The organism is Bacillus zhangzhouensis, from assembly GCF_000715205.1.
Taxonomy (GTDB): Bacteria; Bacillota; Bacilli; order Bacillales; family Bacillaceae; genus Bacillus; species Bacillus zhangzhouensis.
In genome coordinates this window covers 28,660-46,058 of sequence record NZ_JOTP01000016.1, presented here as the reverse complement: position 1 = coordinate 46,058, position 17,399 = coordinate 28,660, and the positions used below count along the sequence as shown (strand labels likewise).

Genomic DNA, 17,399 nt, shown 5'->3' with positions numbered 1-17,399 from the left:
ATCACCTTTTTTATGGCTGAAAGGAGGTATCTGAGGATGAACGCACAAATGGAAACGATGCTACATGTGAAAAAGAAAATTCAGATGTGTCTGAAAGCAAAACAAACGAACAGATGGCAGACAAAATCACCAAGCGTTTTAACAGCTGATGGTACCGTTGTCATTCAGCTAGAAGGAATGGAGTACGAGCTTGACGGTGGGGATAGCCTGTTTATACGATCTCACATCCCCGTTGTCATCCGTTCTTTATCTCATCAGCAAGTCACAGTCTTTGCTGTTTCATTTGAACATTACATGCTCACAAATGATGCTGATGATGAATTAATTTATAAAATCAATTATGATACCCTGCCTGATAACGGGCAAGTGGTGATGGGCTCACCGGTATTATTTCATCATATTAAACGTTTAAGTGACCTCTCTTATTCAGAAAGTAGCCAAGTGAAGCTACTAAAGCTAGTACTGCAAATATTCCAGCAACAAAATGAAAAAACAACTGATGCGGATCATTATTCAATTCAAATGATTCTTCAATACATTGCAGAGCATTACCAACAAGAACTGACCCGTAAGGACTTAGCACATAAAATGGGCTTTAATGAAAGCTATTTCTCTACTTTTTTTAAGAAAAGCGTTGGAATGAGTGTCACAGATTATATTGCACAAATTCGAATAGATGAAGCAAAAAAGCTATTGTTCAAAACCGATGAACAGGTTCAGGCGATTGCACAAAGAGTAGGCTATACTGATAGCCTCTATTTCAGCAGAAAATTTCGTCAAAAAACGGGCAGATCGCCTAGTCAGTATCGACTGAGTCGCCAACCAAAACGAATTGCTGCTTTTCAGTTTGTAGGCTCTTTGCTTGCGCTTGGAGTGAAACCAATTTGCATGGAAGAAGATATTGCTCTTTATTCAGATGTGCTTCAAGGTCAACTCAGTGATGTCTTCGTCATTCATGAGCATACACCTGACGACGTTTTGAAGGACATGAACTTAGACCTCATTTTAATGCCTGATTATTTCTATACAAATAGAGAATGGATGAAACGCATGGAGAAAATCGCTCCTGTGCTTGTTTTTCCATATAGTCGCCTGAGTCCTGTAGAGGAGGTACTTTGTTTAGGTAGCCTCATCGGAAGGAGCGAAGAAGCTAAGCAATGGGTGGAGCGTTATGAGAAGCAAGCGCAGAAAGAAAGAGCTCGCTTGACGCCGTTTTTGAAAAAAAAGGAAACGGTTGCTTTATATGAGATAAGGGGACATGACAAGGTGTATATGTGGTCTTTTCATGCGAGAGGAGCAATCAACCTATATAAAACGTTGGGGGTGATGCCCCCTGAAGCCATTCAAGAGGAGGTGCTGAAACCTGATAAACATGTTGTGATTCCGCTTGAGCGTTTAGCAGATTATGCAGCAGATCATATGTTTTTTATTGTGGCTGTTCGGAATGGATGGTACAGACATATGGACAAACGTATGAAGGAAAGTGATGTCCTGCGTAATTTACCCGCAGTGCAAAATAATACATTCTACCTGTTAAAACTAGAAGAATTTAGATTTGGTGAAGGGGAACGGGCGATAGAAATCATGAAACGATTCTCTCAATTTTTAATAAAAGAATAAGAGTATCTAACAATTGTCCATAAACAAGTTATGACGATTATCCATAGACCGATAGACAAGCGGTTGATAGAATACGAGAGACAAATAAATGATAATGATTCTCAGTGATTCATCATGATATGGAGGAGAAAAGCAGTTATGAAAAAACAAGGCATATTTCTTAGTTTAATGGCTTTAGTATTGTTATTCGCACTAGCAGCCTGCGGTCAAAAGGAAGAAAGTAAAAAAGCCGAAGAAAAAACAAAAACGGTCGACACAGTGAAAGGCAAGGTCGAGATTCCAGCAAATCCAAAGCGTATTCTCGTAGATGGCTATTTGGGTAGTGCTGTTGCACTAGGGGTAAAACCGGTTGGTGCCACAACACAAGATTTAAAAAACATACATCTTAAAGGCAAAGTGGATGGTGTGGCAGACATTAGTGATGAACGCTCCGCCGAAAAGGTGGCAAGCTTAAAACCAGACCTCATCATTTCAGCTGTAGACGATGAAAAGGTACTTGACGTCTACAAAAAGATTGCCCCAACGATTGTTTATCCGTTCGGTGTATTTAAAAATTCACAAGAAGAGATCACTACATTAGCCAGCATCTTGAATAAAGAAGAAGAAGGAAAAGCGTTTTTGAAAAAATTTGATCAACGTATAGAAGCTGCTAGAAAGAAAGTGAAAACAGTCATCAAAGATGGCGAAACAGTATCAATCTTGGGTGCATTTAAAAATGATGTCTATGTGTATGGGAATGGTATCTATCGAGGTGGACAAGCACTTTACGAACAATTGCAGCTTCAGCCGCCAAAAGATGTTGCAGACACTGTTTTAAATGGAAAGTCAGGATTTGAACATATTTCATATGAAGTGCTACCAAAATATGCAGGTGATTATATATTTGTTGATGAAGCCAACGGAGGTACGTTCGATAAGAGCAATTCAATATGGAAAAGCTTAAAAGCAGTGAAAAAGAATCAAGTACATGACTTGGATATTGCGTATTTCTGGCCATTTGATCCAATAGCTATCGCCAATCAAGCAGAAAAATACGTTGAGATATTGACTGACTTATCTCAGAAGTAAGGGGGCTGCTTTTTGTTAAAACGATTTTTCTCCTATTATAAGCCATATATGGGGCTGTTTATATTAGATTTTTCCTGTGCCGTTATAGCGGCACTACTTGAATTATCATTTCCACTCGCGATCAGTATGGTTGTAGATGACCTTCTCCCAAACAGAAACTGGGAAATGATTCTCATCTGGAGTGGAATTTTACTGGCAGTCTATGTCGTCAGCTCAGCGATGAATTATGTGGTGACATATTTCGGACATAAGCTAGGTATCAATATTGAAACAGATATGAGAAGTCAGCTATTCACCCATGTACAAAAAATGTCCTTTCGATTCTTTGATCAAAAGAAAACAGGAAAGCTTGTTTCACGCATGACAAACGATTTAATGGATATTGGTGAAATTGCTCACCACGGGCCTGAAGATTTATTTATTGCAATGATGACTCTTACAGGTGCATTTGCCCTGATGCTATCAATTAATTGGCAGCTTGCCGTCCTCACGTTTCTCATTGTTCCATTCTTAATATGGCTCTCGGTTTATTTTACGAAGAAAATGTCGATTGCCTTTGATCACATGTTTTCAAGCATTGGTCGATTCAATGCTAGGGTTGAGAATAATGTGAGCGGAATTCGAGTAGTGAAGGCATTTGGGAATGAAACGCATGAAATTGATCGCTTTATTGAACACAATGAACAGTTTAAACAAACGAAATTAACCACATACAAAATGATGGCATTACACGCTTCAATTAGTCACCTGCTTATGAAGGGCGTCACCATCTTTGGACTTGTATGCGGGACATGGTTTGTGATGCAAAAGAATATGACCTATGGTGAATTCATTTCATTCGTCCTGCTATCTGGAATCTTTTTAGGACCCATTCAACAAATTAATTCAGTGATTGAGACGTATCCAAAGGGAGTCGCAGGCTTTAAGAGATTTGTTTCGCTCTTAGATCAAGCCCCAGACGAAAAGGACGTCCCTGATGCGATTCATGTCGATGGGCTAAAAGGTGAAATTACATTTCATGATGTCAGCTTTGGTTATGAGAAGGACAGTTTGATCCTTGAGCATATTAATCTGGAGATCAAACAAGGGGAAACGGTTGCCATTGTAGGTCCTTCCGGTGCTGGTAAATCAACGCTATGCAGTTTATTACCAAGGTTTTATGAATGGCAATCTGGAACCATTACGATAGACGGCATTGATAGTAGACAGATGAAGCTGTCTTCACTGCGTCAACAAATTGGAATAGTCCAACAAGACGTCTATTTATTTAATGGGAGCATTCGAGAGAACATTCTTTATGGCAAGCTTGATGCAACTGAGGATGAAATATGGCAGGCGGTGTCAAAAGCAGAGCTAAAAGAACTCGTCGAATCTCTGCCCGAAGGTCTTGATACAATGATTGGTGAAAGAGGCGTCAAGCTGTCAGGTGGACAAAAGCAGCGTGTATCAATCGCACGTATTTTCCTGAAAAATCCACCTATTTTAATACTGGATGAAGCGACCTCATCACTAGATACTGAAACAGAGGCTTCGATCCAGCGATCACTAGAAGAGCTTTCAGAAGGTAGAACGACGCTAGTCATTGCGCATCGCCTTGCAACTATTCAACATGCAGATCGAATTGTTGTTGTGACAAAAGGTGGCATTGCAGAGCAAGGAAATCACAAAACATTACTAACGCAAAATGGCTTATATAAGCGCCTTTATGAAACACAATTCGGGGCATAAAAATCCATTAGGAGAAATGTGAAAGCCGGCAAAAGAGCGCCGGCTTTTTTCTCATGACAAGTATCGCAATCTTTTGCCCTAGTTTCTAGGGGCAAAGAGCATTATACTCACACCTATTAAACAAATAAGAGCGCCTACCCAATCGTACAAATCAGGTGTTTTTCGATCCACCCACCATCCCCAAAACACAGCGAGAATGACAAAAACCCCGCCATAGGCAGCATAAACCCGTCCAAAGGTTGGGAACTGTTGGAAGGTGGGGATGACGCCATAAGCGACCAAAATGAGGCTTCCGGCGATCCCGTAGCTGACGGGTTTTGCTTCACGCAGCCAAAGCCAGACAAGATAGCCGCCGCCAATCTCAGCTAAACCAGCTAATAAAAAAAGGACAATCGTTCCAATCATTGACGTACACTCCAGTTCTCCTATTTACGTTCTATTATGACACCATGAAAGAATGCGTTCCACCCGATTTGAATCGAGAGACTCTCGTGAGTTTGCTAAAATCAACTGAATAGTGAATGGTAACACATGGATTCTTGACTTTGTTAGCATAAGTGATCCAAACGGTCTGTCAATTCGTAAAGTAAGTACATTCTCATGAGGAGCACACTTCCTTTTTCAGCGCTCTTTTTTTCTCCTTAAAAAAAGAGTAAAGTACAAAGTAGGCTTATCACTGTAATCTCGTAATATAAGCAATACGTGAAGGATTTCATGATGAATGCAGCATGCTCTTTCTCATGAAAAAGGAAGGAGATGACTATGGACACACTGAAGGATTTTGAGCTGTATCACAAGATCAAATATGATCGTCACAAGCCTTCGCTTGAAATGTTGTACGATCGCTATGAACGGGTGTTATATTCGTTTATTTATAAAATGACTGGAAACCGTGAGCTCGCGGAGGAAGTGCTTCAAGAAGTCTTTATCAAGCTTTGGCGCGGCATAGGAGAATACAATACGGATAAAGGGAAATTCTCCTCGTGGTTATTCATGATCTCACGCAACACAGCCATTGATCTCCTAAGAAAACACCGGAACGAAACAGCACTAGAAGATGAGCATATTGAATACTTGGCAGATCATCAAGAAGATGTGTCAAAAGAAGTGGAATGGAACGAGGAAAAACAAATCATACGTGAAGCAGTATCTACATTGTCAAAAGAACAGCAAACCATTATAGAAGATGTCTATTTTAATGGAATGACACAAAAGAGCATTGCAGAAAAGCTAGGCATCCCCATTGGAACGGTGAAGGGAAGGGTTCGATTGTCATTGAAGCATTTACGAACGAGACTGTCTCGCGGAGGAAAGGAGGAAGAGGCATGACTCAGTGTAAACATCAAGTGATTGATTATTTCAACGGGCATTTACAAGGAGAAGAAAAGGCGCAATTTGAAGAGCACATCAAGCACTGCTCGGCTTGCAAAGAAGAGCTTGAAGAATTGACATCACTCATGTCTGACATTCCGTTTTTAGCAGGTGACCAAACACCTCCGGCGGGGATGAAAGATCGCATTTTATCCCAAGTGTTTGAAGATGAGACGTCAGAGACAGTCACAGAAAAGACCAACCAGAAAAAAGAGATCAAGGTCGTACCTGAACGAAACGAGATCAAACTGCCACAAAAGAAGCGAAACGAGTGGCTATTGCCACTCGTTGCGGCACTGTTTCTCATATCTGCAGCTGGAAACGTGTATTTCCTGACGAATGGAAAAGAACAGGCGGAAGAACCTGTAAGAGTTGTTGCGACAAAGTCACTGGCATCTGCCGCATCACCTAAAACAACGGGTGCTTTTTCAGTGATCGAGCATAACGGCAAAAAAGAGCTTGTTGTGAGTGCAGACGGGTTAAAGGATCAGCTTGATTCATCTGCTGTTTATCAAGTATGGCTCATTAAAGGAGATCAGCCGATTCCAGCCGGTGCCTTTAAAACAGATAGCAAAGGGGAAGGCACCGTCACCTATGCGTTATCTGAAAAAGAAGCAAGCGAATCATGGGATACCGTGGCTGTCACCCTTGAACCAAAAAAGGATAACCAGCTTCCGCAAGGTCCTGTCGTACTAAGTGCTGCATTTTAAGTTTTATTCATGAAGGATGCCTTTTTCAAGGCATCCTCAGATTGTTGACAAAGCGCTAAAATGATCTTTATTTTAGCACTTTGTTTCTTTTCAGCGTGATAGAAAGCCCTTGAAGTCTAGGAAGGACGAGTACCGGAGCGGAGCGAATGAAATATTCGTGAGCACCGGCACGCAGGACTGACAACGAATGCGAGGGTTTGTCTACACGCTGAGGATGCCTTTTTCAAGGCATCCTTTTTTGATAGGTAGAGGAAACTTTTAAAAAAATGAGACGTAGTACTTAGGGAGGTGAAACACATGAAAACATACATAGAAAAAGAACTATTTCTCTTATTTGTTAGACACGCATTTACCGCATTATATTTTTTAGTGTTTCCGTTTGTCATCCAAGTCCTTTACACCCCATCTCCTTTATTGATAGCCATCATCGCTCTTTTTATGACTCATAACTTAGCAGAAAGTATCATTTGGTTTTACAAATCGAGAAAGATCAGGAAGCGCCAGTCCGGCGACATATCCAAACGGGGGTATGTCTTTGTTCAGCTTGTGCAAAGGCTCGAACAGCTCATCATGATCGTTTTTGTGGCTTTCTTTATCAGCGAATGGATACAGGGAGGGGCAGATAACTTTACCCTCTCATTCACTATTTTTCTATTGATCATCGTTTTCCTGCAGCACGTTCAGTTTTATTACGTTCAGCTATTCTTTAAATCAAAGAGCTGGTTCACTTATGTTCCTTCTTTGAAAAAGGCTCGTCCTTCTTACATTGCGAGGGAGCGAAAGGCTTTGAAGCGGTCATAAATGTGACATCGCTCCGTTGATCCACCTATCAACATCAGAAAATTATGATAAAATGTGGAAAAGAAGCATGGAGAAAGGGAGTGCGAGCGAGTGAAGGCAGTTGGACTATTTGAGTACTTGCCGATTGATAATGAGCAAAGCCTGATGGATCAAGAGGTAAAAAAGCCTAAAGCAGCTGGCAGAGATATACTGGTGAAGGTAGAGGCTGTGTCGGTGAATCCAGTGGATACAAAGGTGAGGTCACCGAAGGATCAGAAGGAGGAAGAATTGAAAATTCTTGGCTACGATGCAAGCGGCACGGTTGTTGAAGTAGGCGAAGATTGTACGTTGTTTCAGCCTGGAGACCACGTGTACTATGCAGGAGATATTACGCGTCAGGGCTCAAATAGTGAATACCAGCTTGTGGATGAGAGAATTGTCGCGAAAAAGCCTGCAAATCTTTCTTTTGCAGAAGCAGCTGCGATGCCTCTTACGACCATTACGGCATATGAAGCGTTATTTGACCGGATGCATATGAAGCAGAATGCAGAAGGCTCGACACTGCTGATCATCGGTGGTGCAGGCGGGGTGGGTTCGATTGCCATTCAACTGGCCAAATTAGCGAAGGCAACTGTGATTGCCACCGCATCAAGACCAGAAACAAAAAAGTGGTGTCTGTCATTAGGTGCCGATCATATCATTGACCATCATCAGCCGCTCTTCACGCAGCTTCAGGAAAAAGGGATTGGCGAAGTGGATTTCATTTTATGCTTAAATGATACAGATGGGCATTTTAAAGGAATGGCAGAAGCGATTAAACCCCAAGGTACGATCTGTACGATTGTTGAAAATCAACATCATTTAGACATTCAATTGCTCAAAAATAAAAGTGCTGCATTTGTATGGGAATTCATGTTCACAAGGCCTATGTACGAAACAGCAGATATGATCAAGCAGCACGAGCTTTTAACTGAAGCGAGTGAGTTATTTGAACAGGGAAAATTAACACATACCTTAACAAGGGTTCTCAGCCCGATCAATGCTGTCCATTTGAAGCAGGCACATCAAACGCTTGAGCAAGGGAAGATGATTGGTAAATTTGTGCTAGAAGGGTTTTAGGGGGAAGTATATGACGTCATTACAATATCCGATTGGCTTATATAAACCAGTTGAAACACAAACGAAAGAACAGCTTGAGGCATGGATTGATCAGTTAGCAGCGATCCCTCAACGGTATGAAGAAGTGACTGCACAGTTGACAGATGCTCAGCTGGATACACCGTATCGGCCGGGAGGGTGGACTGTCCGTCAGCTCATTCATCACGTAGCGGACAGCCACCTGAATGCTTACTTGCGATTCAAACTCGCTCTCACAGAAGATACACCACACATACGTCCATATGATCAGGAGGCATTTGCCTCCCTTCCAGATAGCAAGGCACCCATCAGTCTATCACTGCCCTTGATCAACAATCTGCATCGCAGGTGGTGCACCTTGCTTCGCGGGATGTCAGAGGAAGACTTTAGCGCTGCATATTATCACTCAGCCGATCAACAAACGGTGTCCTTATATGATGCAACAGGCAAGTATGTCTGGCATTCACAGCACCACCTTGCCCATGTGACGGAATTAATCAAAAGAAATCAGTGGAATTAAAGGAGTAGACACATGTCTGGTAGAAAAATTGTCGGCGCCATGTTTATCTGTATGGCGGCCTTGTTTTATATAGCAAAATACGTTCTGTTTGAGATACGCTATAGTAACAGCTTAGGCTCAGAAAGAACGATTGAGGAACTTGAACATCTGCTGCCTGGCGGGACGTGGATCAGCATCATTTTTCTCATCATCGGTGTAGGTTATCTCTTATGGGATGACAGGGAAGTCATTCGTAAATTTCTCTTCACTCCAGATCGACAAGTACAAGAAGAAATAAAAAAGACGGACCTCAAGTGACCGTCTTTTTCCCTTTTCATTTTTAGCCACGTTCAGGGCGCAGTGCTTTTTCTAAGATGGCTAGCCCTTCATTGACTTTTTCTTTTTCCTCATCATTGAGCCGTTGCAGGGAATTTTTAATTTTTTCGTGTCCTTTTTGATAAATACTTCTGAAAATATTTTTGGCTTCCTCTGTCAGTTCTACGACAATGATTCGCCGGTCACGCTCAGAATGCTTTCGCTCGACAAAGTTAGACTGTTCTAAACGGTCAAGCAAGCCTGTCATATTGGACAAAGAAGCCCCCATTTTTTCAGCAATTTCGGATACCTTAAGAGAGCCATGGTTATTGAGCAGCATGAGTACCTTCATTTGAGGCATACTCATATCAAGCTTCATCCATTCAGAAACATCTCCAAGACCTGCAGCAGTGAGCACTTTCATATAAAGCACCCATGTCTTTTTTTCCTCTGGAGATAGAATTTCTTCTTTTAATACGGTGGTGTCATGAATATTATATTCCACGCTTGTTCACTTCCTTTAAGCGGCTCTTTTCTTTATATTACTGATTTTTACTTCTAATTGAAAGTATCATCAAGCTTTTGAATGTTAAACTGCATGAATCAAGTGGTATTTGTTGTATAATAATCATCAGTTGAAATAAATGAAGCAACCTAGAAAGTTGGGAAAACATGTGGAACAAAAAAACGGGTATGACGGTCTTGAAAATGCTTTTTCCGATCGTGATTATCCTTGTCTTAATTTTTGTCGCCAAGCAGGAGCTCAGCGGCCTTTCCATTAAAAAGACTTTTTATATTATTGACAGCTTGAATCGAATGGACTTGTTTATTCTTGTCTTTCTTGGACTTGTCGCGGTTTTATCGATGTCCTTATATGATTTTATTTTAAGAAAAAGCCTTAATATGCCAATCAGCGGCTGGAAAACGATTCGTATTTCTTGGATTGCGAACTCCTTTAATAGTGTACTTGGTTTCGGCGGCTTATCGGGAGCAGGGCTCAGAACACTTCTATACAAGGAGTACATAACAGATACGAAAAAACTGCTGAAAGGCATTGCCCTTTTGACATCCTCTGTCCTTTTGGGTCTATCTATTTTCAGTGATTTGATCTTGGTCAGGGTTCTGCCTGTTGAAAGTATTATTAGTCAGGAGCCGTGGCTATGGGCATTTGTCATTATCTTTGCCTGTATTGTACCAATTTACATCATCATGGCCTCGGTTCGAAAAAGTTCGATTGAGAGCGGCGAAAATGGACTGAAGCACCCGATCTACGCTTATATTGGCGCATCGTTTTTAGAATGGCTGGCAGCAGGTCTTGTCATGTACATGGCTGTCGTCTCAATGGGGATGAACGTCGATGTCCGTATTGTATTAGGTGTGTTTGCCATTGCATCAATCGGCGGTTTAATCAGTATGGTTCCAGGCGGGTTTGGTTCATTTGATTTGATCTTTTTACTCAGCATGCAATACATTGGTTTTGACAAAGAGATGGTGCTGACGGCGCTAGTATTGTACCGCTTCGTATACTCGATCTTCCCGTTTATTCTTGGACTTTGTCTTGCTGCATATGATTTAACCGGAACGACGCTTAGACGTCTTGAAGGCAACCCAAGGATGGCACCTGCCATTGAAACAACGAACGTCTTAATTATCTTACACCGCGCCCTATTAATCCGTTTATTGTACGGGTCTATATCCATTTTAACGTTTGGAAGTGGCCTGCTCATTATGGCTTCTGTTGTGCTTCCTGTTGATCGTTTAGGCGTAATTACCAGCATTCCACGCTTTCTGTTATCGGGGTTTAATGGTCTTTCTTTAATGTTCGGAATCATTTTAATGATTTTGTCCATTGAAGTGTATAAAAGAACAAAAAGATCTTACGTGCTGACGATGATTGCCTTGGCTGGCGGTTTTGTGTTTACTTTGTTAAAAGGGTTTAACCTGAGTCTAATCTTTATTTTGCCAGTCATCATGGCGGTGTTTTTCTCTCTTCGAAATCAATTTGTGAAGCAGCAGGCGCCGTATTCCTTATATCAGTTTGTGGCGGCTGCCGCGGGATATTTACTCGTTTTGTTTAACTATAATGTCATTGGCAACTTTATTTGGACGAAAATCGGGCATTTTCTGAGTAAGGACTACTTGGTGCATAATGAACGGCACATCACGATGACAAGTATGATTGCTTTAATTGGTGTACCGCTTTTCTTCTTCATTAGCAAACTGATTTTTAATAAAAAAGCATTTCCAATTGGGGAAGAAGCAGATGAAGAAAAATTAAAAGCGTTTTTAGAAGAAAAGGGAGGAAATGCCCTCAGTCATCTTGGCTTTTTAGGAGACAAAAAGCTGTTTTTCTCAAGTGATGGAGAGGCGATGCTACAGTTTGGCCGAATTGGCCGCTGCGTCATTGTGCTCGGAGATCCTTCTGGACGTAAAGCGTCTTATCCGCTTGTACTTGAAGAGTTTTTGCAGCAGACCGAAAAAGCAGGCTATCGAGTCGCTTTTTACCAAGTAGAACGAGAAGGGATGGCTCTCTATCATGACTTAGGCTTTCACTTTTTTAAGCTTGGGGAAGAAGCCATGGTCGACTTAGAAACGTTTTCTCTATCAGGTAAGAAAAAATCGAATTTACGAGCTGTCGCTAATAAGTTTGAACGAGAAGGCTATACCTTTGAGATGGTGGAACCACCCTTTTCAGATGAATTGATCTCTACCTTAAAACAGATCTCTGACAGCTGGCTTGGAAAGAAAAAAGAAAAAGGATTTTCTCTCGGCTACTTTCATGAAGACTACCTTCAAAAAGCACCGATTGCGCTCTTAAAAGATGAACAAGGACAGATCATTTCCTTTGTGTCATTAATGCCGATGTACCAAAAAGGAGAGATATCCATCGACTTGATGCGCCATATGCATGATGCTCCGAATGGAATGATGGATGCGCTGTTTATCCACCTTTTTCAATGGGGGAAAGAAAAAGGATACAAATCCTTTAACATGGGAATGGCACCTTTATCAAATGTAGGCACATTCCATCAGTCGTTCCTCACAGAACGTTTGGCGAGTGTCATCTTCAATAACGTCAGATATATGTATAGTTTCAGCGGATTACGTTCGTTTAAACAGAAATATAAACCCGAATGGCACGGAAAATATTTAGCGTATAAAAAGAATACGTCACTAGCTGTTACCATGGTGCTTGTCACCAAGCTGATCGGAATGGATCCAAATCGGAAACGGCGTCAATAAGTCATAAAGCCTTTACCTTTCACTAGGTGAAGGTTTTTTTAGACAAAAGAACAGAAAAAGTGGTAAAGTTGAAGGGTAAAGGGGATGTTAAAATGACATTGAATGAATGGTTTACAAAGGGATTAGCTGAACGTACATATGTACACAACATGGAGAAAAACCGTGAAAATCTACTTACGGTGTACAATCAGTACGCAATTCATCAAAAAGAAAAAGAGCTGTTTCAACGGCTGCAAAAGAAAAAGCTCAGAGCGCTTGTCATCACAGCGGATTGGTGCGGGGATGCGATGGTCAATGTACCGATTTTCATGCGTATTGCGAGTGAAGCACTCATTGATGCGCGCTATTTCATTCGGGACGAGCATCTAGACCTGATGGATCAGTATTTAACGAACGGGACCGCAAGATCGATTCCGATTATCGTCATCATTGATCAGGACGGGAATGAAGTGGGGAAATGGGGACCTCGCTCAGCAGAAGCACAGCGCTTTGTCGACGAGAAAAAACCAGACAAAGATGCACCTGATTTTGAAGAAGCTTTTAAGGTATTTGCGAAAGAAGCCGCACATCACTATACGACAGATCGTTTCTTATGGAAAGATATTGAGAAAGAAATAGTAGAAGTTCTGGAAAAAATATAAACCAAAAGACTACTTCACCGCAATGGGAAGTAGTCTTTTTTTATCTTGTTTTTGCGTTTTACCTACAAAACACCGCATAAAGTTGTAGAAAAACCGCAGATTTCTATCAAATACCGCAGAAAACCGCAAAGCACCACGATTTTCCCAACCACTTTTAGTTGAATAACCTCATATATGCCATAAAATCATCAATTTTGCCCTTATCTAAAGGCTCATATAACGCACGTTGGTTTGCTTTTTCCCAATACAAGAGGCCCAGCAACTATAGTAATCTAATTGTAATCTCCTTTGAACGAACTAAAAAAACAAATGACGGAAAAGGGCTGGCGATCAATCTATGAAAAAAATCATTTATCTCGACCAAGAAAAGAAGAAGCTTGCTGAATCAAAAAAAAGAGAACAGCGTTCCATCAAATCACTCAGGCTGCTTGTGTTTTATGATGGACAAAGTCCTACATGTGCAAAAGCGATTGACCTGCTAAAATCACTCGATTGGAAGAACCGTATTCACTTTGAATCATTTAGACATTCACAGCTGCTTAGGCTCAATAAAATAAGTGAAGAGAAGGCAGAAAAACGAATCGTGTCTATTTCCTTAGCCAAAAATCAGAAAAATTCAGGGATCTATACTTTGCTACGTATTGCTTATAACATCCCAGCATTATGGGGAACGGTCCCATTCATTGTGCTCAGCATTTGGCTAGGATTTGGACAGCATGCGTATGATTATTTTGCGAGAAAACGGTATATTCATTCTGTCGAACAAGTCACCCGTCCAGATACAGATCAACAAAAAACCATTTAATGAAAAGAAAAAGCATGACCTTTGATCGGCAGAAGGTCATGCTTTTTTGTAATAGGGAATATATGACGCTAGGTGATCAAGCAGCTTCCCCGTGTAGGACATATACGCACGTTCGTCAAGCTGAGAAGCTGCATAGGAAAGCAAGGTTCTAAGAGCAAACAAGTACTCACTGTGCAGCTGATTTTGTTCAAAGTAGGGAATGGCTGCTTCGACTAAATAGGTTTTCAAATCATGAGGATTCTCCTCAATCATCAATTTATAGATTTTGATCATATATAAACAGTTTGGCTGAATACGAGGCTGTTTTAACAGCTCGTGTATGTAGGGAAGGGCCTTTTTGCGGTCATATTCAGCATATAATGTTGCAATTTCATATAGCGTTTCACAGTAACGATCTTCTATCTGTTCTTGATTAAAGTAATTGAGTGAATCTAGTAAATAAGGCACAGCAGAAGAGAAATCACCTTCACGTTTTAAGAGCACCCCGTAATAAAAATAAGCCGTCATTTTAATATAGGCATCAGGGTGAAGAGAAGTGTGCAAAATCACTTCTTTTAAATATTTTTTAGCGGTTTGAAAGGCTTTTAGTTCCAGTGAGATCACGCCATGAATGAGTGTACAATGAATAATCCGCTTGAAATTGTTCTTTTGTCTATATAAATCCATTGCTTGATGTGTGGCTTCAAGCGCATCACCAAGATGTCCCATGTTGCCAAGCGCTTTTGCATAGTGATAATACAGGTCGCTCTGTTCAACAGAAGCATAAGAAAAGCAGCTTTCAAGCTTTTTCAGTCCTTCTTCGAGCTGACCATTTTTAATCTGATGAATGCCATCTAGATATTCGAAAATTTCTTTTTCCCTTTTAATAAAGGTTTTTTCAAACTTTTTGAGCACGCGGTGTGTCTTTAAGGCAAGCGGCTGTTTTTTCGTTAATAAATAAAATTGAAATAAGGACAAATGATACTGAATCCCTAAATCTAGCGAAAAGAACTGCTCTTCGTGATGAATGATCATTTCTGCATTTTGTTCAGCCTGATCGAGTGCATAGAAATACATGTTCATTTGAAATTCATCTAGCAATGACAGCAGGTGACGCGCCTTTTGCGACAGCGATTCTTGACTGATGCCAAGCTTTTCAAGCAGCAGATTGATCGTATCTTGATTGGCCTCCTTTGAGCCATTTTCAATTTTACTTAAATGAGAGACAGAACAAATCCCTTCTGCCAATTCAGATTGGGTCATATTTTGTTTATAACGATAGAGCTTAATGATTTGCCCAATATTGATTTTCATTCCATCCAGAAGCCTCCCTTCCAATCATGGGTTGAAAGCTGTTTTAAAAAATGGCCGAATCAGATGAAATGGGAATACCTGATATTATTTCATCATCTTGGCGTATTTCTCAAAATTTGTTTAAAGCGTAATATGATTGTAACATTACTTGAAAAAGTCAAACAACTTTTTAGCAGATGGGGAGGGATACTCTATTTGCAACAACACGAAATGATGTTTATAATGTGAATGAGAATCAATTTCAATTAAAATTGATTGAAAGGATGACATATATGCCAGAAATGAAACAACAAACAGAAGCGTTAACGGTTCGAGACGCTGTCAGATATAGACGATCGATTCGAAAATTCAAAGAAACGGCAGTGACCATTGAGCAGCTTCAGCCATTATTAGAGGATGCGGTCTATGCACCGAATCATAAAATCACTGAGCCGTGGCGCTTTCTATATGCGACGACTGATGCAGCAAAAGCGACATTTGTTAAGCGATTCATTGCTTTCTTTAAACGCAACAACCCAGATGCAAAAGAAGAGAAAATCAATCAATACAGAGACTACTTTTCAAAAGTTCCAGCGCTTTTATTTGTCGTATTAAAGGAAGACGAGAACCCAGTGGTGAGAAATGATGATTTTGCCGCGGTGAGTGCTTTGATTCAAAATTTCCAGCTGCTCGCTTGGGATCAAGGGATCGGTATGGTATGGAAGAGCGGCCGCATTTTATACGACAAGGGCTTTCAACAGGACATGGGATTAAAGGAAAACGAGCGTTTTGCTGCCATCCTTCATATCGGATATCCAGAAGAGGTACCTGAGGAAAAATCACGTCAAATGGCATCAAGCCTGCTTACTGAAATCAAATAAAAGAAAAGCAGACCGTTTAAAAGGGTCTGCTTTTTTACTTATTGTTTTTTGGCGCGCTGATCAGCTGCTTTCATACGTGCCATTGCTTTTACGTCATTTGGATCTGCAAGTTCTTTGGAAAATTCAACATATTCGCCATCCGTCTCTTGAGCCGCAATTTGTTTGACAGATTTCTTGTGTTGGTCTTTATTCAAAGCCTTCTCCTCCTTTACAAGATCACTATAGTTATGTGCTTGTTGGAGTGGAATATCCGTCTTATTTGCTTCTTTTTTCTGCTGCTCTTTCCGCTTTTTTGAATTCCTGCTGATACAGAACTTCCTGGGTTTTCTTGAGCTTCGAAGTTGGCTGGTGTTCTTTTTTCTTCATCCAAATGGCCCCCTCATATCGTTTCTACATAGGATGGGTGTTTTTGACAAACTTTATTCCTTTGAATGTAAAATGGCTTCTTTTAGTTCAGGGTGCAAAAATTCATAAGAAGAAAGCAGGGCCTTTTTCGGTAGGGCACGCTGGCCTTCTAAAACAAGTAATGACATTTCGCCAAGTGCCGTTTTGATAACAAAGGCTGGCACCTTCAACCAGTGGGGGCGGTGAAGGGCAGAGGCGATGGCTTGTCCGAGCTGCTTCATTTGAACAGGATTCGGAGACGTGACATTAAGTGGACCCGATACCTCGTCATGACGGATGGCAAAGGCAATGAGATGTGCCACATCCTCCACATGAACCCATGATACCCATTGTGACCCGGGGCCAATGGTTCCACCGGCAAACAGCTTGTATGGCAAGGTCATGAGAGGCAGTGTTCCCTTTTCTCCTAACACAACCCCAAAGCGTGTATAAACAGTTCGAATGCCGAGAGCCTCAATTTTTTGACCTTCAGCTTCCCAAAGCTTTGACGTATGACTTAAGAAATCTGTATCGGCTGGAGGGGCTTCCTCCGTAAAATCCTCGGTCTTAGAAGTGCCATAAATACCGACAGCACTGGCTTGAATAAGCACAGACGGTTTCGATTCCTGCGCTTCGATGATGCGTCTCACTTCTTGCGTTGATTGTAGACGGCTAGAGAGGATGCCTTCTTTTGCCTTGTCTGTCCAGCGTGTGAAAATAGATTTTCCAGCTAGGTTAATCCATACATCGATGGCAGGCAATTCATGCTCCGGTGCGGCACCTTCTGTCAGCCACTGCACATAATGTAAATGATTTTGTTCGGATTCCTTTGGGTTTCTTGTTAAAATATATAGATGATGTCCTTCAGCTGCGAGCACTTTTGTGACATGCTGGCCGATAAAACCGGTTCCTCCGGTAATGGCGATATTCAATTGACATCTCTCC

At 41.2% G+C, this 17,399-nt stretch carries 19 protein-coding genes; 13 read left to right on the top strand and 6 right to left on the bottom strand.

Annotation, left to right across the window (positions count from 1 at the left end):
• Positions 1 to 36: 36 nt before the first annotated feature.
• From BA70_RS13290 to BA70_RS13280, 3 genes are all read left to right on the top strand, one after another.
• Positions 37 to 1,620 (top strand): helix-turn-helix domain-containing protein, encoded by a 1,584-nt coding sequence (locus BA70_RS13290; protein WP_034323113.1) that lies wholly within the window; start codon positions 37 to 39, stop codon positions 1,618 to 1,620.
• A 138-nt stretch (positions 1,621 to 1,758) separates the two neighbouring features.
• The gene (locus BA70_RS13285; protein ID WP_034323111.1) at positions 1,759 to 2,688 is read left to right on the top strand and encodes an ABC transporter substrate-binding protein; all 930 of its coding nucleotides are present in this window, start codon (positions 1,759 to 1,761) and stop codon (positions 2,686 to 2,688) included.
• A gap of 12 nt (positions 2,689 to 2,700) precedes the next feature.
• On the top strand, positions 2,701 to 4,416 hold the full coding sequence (locus BA70_RS13280; protein ID WP_034323109.1) for an ABC transporter ATP-binding protein: 1,716 nt from the start codon (positions 2,701 to 2,703) through the stop codon (positions 4,414 to 4,416).
• Positions 4,417 to 4,494: 78 nt separating this feature from the next.
• Here the strand turns inward: BA70_RS13280 and BA70_RS13275 are convergent, their stop codons facing one another.
• The gene (locus BA70_RS13275) at positions 4,495 to 4,821 is read right to left on the bottom strand and encodes a YnfA family protein (protein WP_034323106.1); all 327 of its coding nucleotides are present in this window, start codon (positions 4,819 to 4,821) and stop codon (positions 4,495 to 4,497) included.
• Positions 4,822 to 5,178: 357 nt separating this feature from the next.
• Between BA70_RS13275 and BA70_RS13270 the strand changes: the two genes are divergently transcribed.
• From BA70_RS13270 to BA70_RS13245, 6 genes are all read left to right on the top strand, one after another.
• A complete protein-coding gene (locus tag BA70_RS13270) occupies positions 5,179 to 5,745 on the top strand; it encodes an RNA polymerase sigma factor (RefSeq protein ID WP_034323105.1) in 567 nt (188 codons plus the stop codon).
• Positions 5,742 to 6,497 carry an anti-sigma factor gene (locus tag BA70_RS13265; protein WP_034323103.1) on the top strand — a complete coding sequence of 252 codons (756 nt, stop codon included), beginning with the start codon at positions 5,742 to 5,744 and terminating at the stop codon, positions 6,495 to 6,497. Before BA70_RS13270 ends, BA70_RS13265 begins: the two co-directional genes overlap by 4 nt.
• A 297-nt stretch (positions 6,498 to 6,794) precedes the next feature.
• Positions 6,795 to 7,298 carry a hypothetical protein gene (locus BA70_RS13260; RefSeq protein WP_034323100.1) on the top strand — a complete coding sequence of 168 codons (504 nt, stop codon included), beginning with the start codon at positions 6,795 to 6,797 and terminating at the stop codon, positions 7,296 to 7,298.
• Between the two features lie 90 nt (positions 7,299 to 7,388).
• Complete coding sequence (locus BA70_RS13255; RefSeq protein WP_034323098.1) at positions 7,389 to 8,396, top strand: zinc-binding alcohol dehydrogenase family protein; 1,008 nt, start codon at positions 7,389 to 7,391, stop codon at positions 8,394 to 8,396.
• Between the two features lie 10 nt (positions 8,397 to 8,406).
• Positions 8,407 to 8,934, top strand: coding sequence for a YfiT family bacillithiol transferase (locus BA70_RS13250; RefSeq protein WP_034323095.1), 528 nt, complete (start codon positions 8,407 to 8,409; stop codon positions 8,932 to 8,934).
• A gap of 12 nt (positions 8,935 to 8,946) precedes the next feature.
• On the top strand, positions 8,947 to 9,231 hold the full coding sequence (locus tag BA70_RS13245; protein ID WP_034323093.1) for a hypothetical protein: 285 nt from the start codon (positions 8,947 to 8,949) through the stop codon (positions 9,229 to 9,231).
• A 22-nt stretch (positions 9,232 to 9,253) separates the two neighbouring features.
• On the opposite strand, the gene BA70_RS13240 is transcribed toward BA70_RS13245, so the two are convergent.
• The gene (locus BA70_RS13240) at positions 9,254 to 9,733 is read right to left on the bottom strand and encodes a MarR family transcriptional regulator (protein WP_008341672.1); all 480 of its coding nucleotides are present in this window, start codon (positions 9,731 to 9,733) and stop codon (positions 9,254 to 9,256) included.
• Positions 9,734 to 9,900: 167 nt separating this feature from the next.
• On the opposite strand from BA70_RS13240, the gene mprF reads away from it, so the two are divergent.
• The 3 genes from mprF to BA70_RS13225 all read left to right on the top strand — a co-directional run bounded on the left by mprF (position 9,901) and on the right by BA70_RS13225 (position 13,917).
• Entirely contained in the window at positions 9,901 to 12,471 is a 2,571-nt protein-coding gene (mprF, locus tag BA70_RS13235) for a bifunctional lysylphosphatidylglycerol flippase/synthetase MprF (protein ID WP_034323089.1), read from the top strand.
• A gap of 92 nt (positions 12,472 to 12,563) precedes the next feature.
• Positions 12,564 to 13,112 carry a thioredoxin family protein gene (locus BA70_RS13230; RefSeq protein ID WP_034323086.1) on the top strand — a complete coding sequence of 183 codons (549 nt, stop codon included), beginning with the start codon at positions 12,564 to 12,566 and terminating at the stop codon, positions 13,110 to 13,112.
• A gap of 337 nt (positions 13,113 to 13,449) precedes the next feature.
• The gene (locus BA70_RS13225) at positions 13,450 to 13,917 is read left to right on the top strand and encodes a thiol-disulfide oxidoreductase DCC family protein (RefSeq protein ID WP_034323084.1); all 468 of its coding nucleotides are present in this window, start codon (positions 13,450 to 13,452) and stop codon (positions 13,915 to 13,917) included.
• A gap of 36 nt (positions 13,918 to 13,953) precedes the next feature.
• Here BA70_RS13225 and BA70_RS13220 read toward each other — a convergent pair whose 3' ends face one another.
• On the bottom strand, positions 13,954 to 15,210 hold the full coding sequence (locus tag BA70_RS13220) for a transcriptional regulator (protein WP_034323081.1): 1,257 nt from the start codon (positions 15,208 to 15,210) through the stop codon (positions 13,954 to 13,956).
• A gap of 272 nt (positions 15,211 to 15,482) precedes the next feature.
• On the opposite strand from BA70_RS13220, the gene BA70_RS13210 reads away from it, so the two are divergent.
• Positions 15,483 to 16,070, top strand: coding sequence for a nitroreductase family protein (locus BA70_RS13210; RefSeq protein ID WP_034323144.1), 588 nt, complete (start codon positions 15,483 to 15,485; stop codon positions 16,068 to 16,070).
• 38 nt (positions 16,071 to 16,108) lie between these two features.
• Here the strand turns inward: BA70_RS13210 and BA70_RS13205 are convergent, their stop codons facing one another.
• The 3 genes from BA70_RS13205 to BA70_RS13200 form a co-directional block, all read right to left on the bottom strand.
• Positions 16,109 to 16,264 carry a YfhD family protein gene (locus tag BA70_RS13205; RefSeq protein WP_034323077.1) on the bottom strand — a complete coding sequence of 52 codons (156 nt, stop codon included), beginning with the start codon at positions 16,262 to 16,264 and terminating at the stop codon, positions 16,109 to 16,111.
• A gap of 61 nt (positions 16,265 to 16,325) precedes the next feature.
• Positions 16,326 to 16,436 carry a YfhE family protein gene (locus BA70_RS19595; RefSeq protein WP_078061727.1) on the bottom strand — a complete coding sequence of 37 codons (111 nt, stop codon included), beginning with the start codon at positions 16,434 to 16,436 and terminating at the stop codon, positions 16,326 to 16,328.
• Between the two features lie 53 nt (positions 16,437 to 16,489).
• On the bottom strand, positions 16,490 to 17,386 hold the full coding sequence (locus BA70_RS13200; protein WP_034323075.1) for a TIGR01777 family oxidoreductase: 897 nt from the start codon (positions 17,384 to 17,386) through the stop codon (positions 16,490 to 16,492).
• Positions 17,387 to 17,399: the final 13 nt, after the last annotated feature.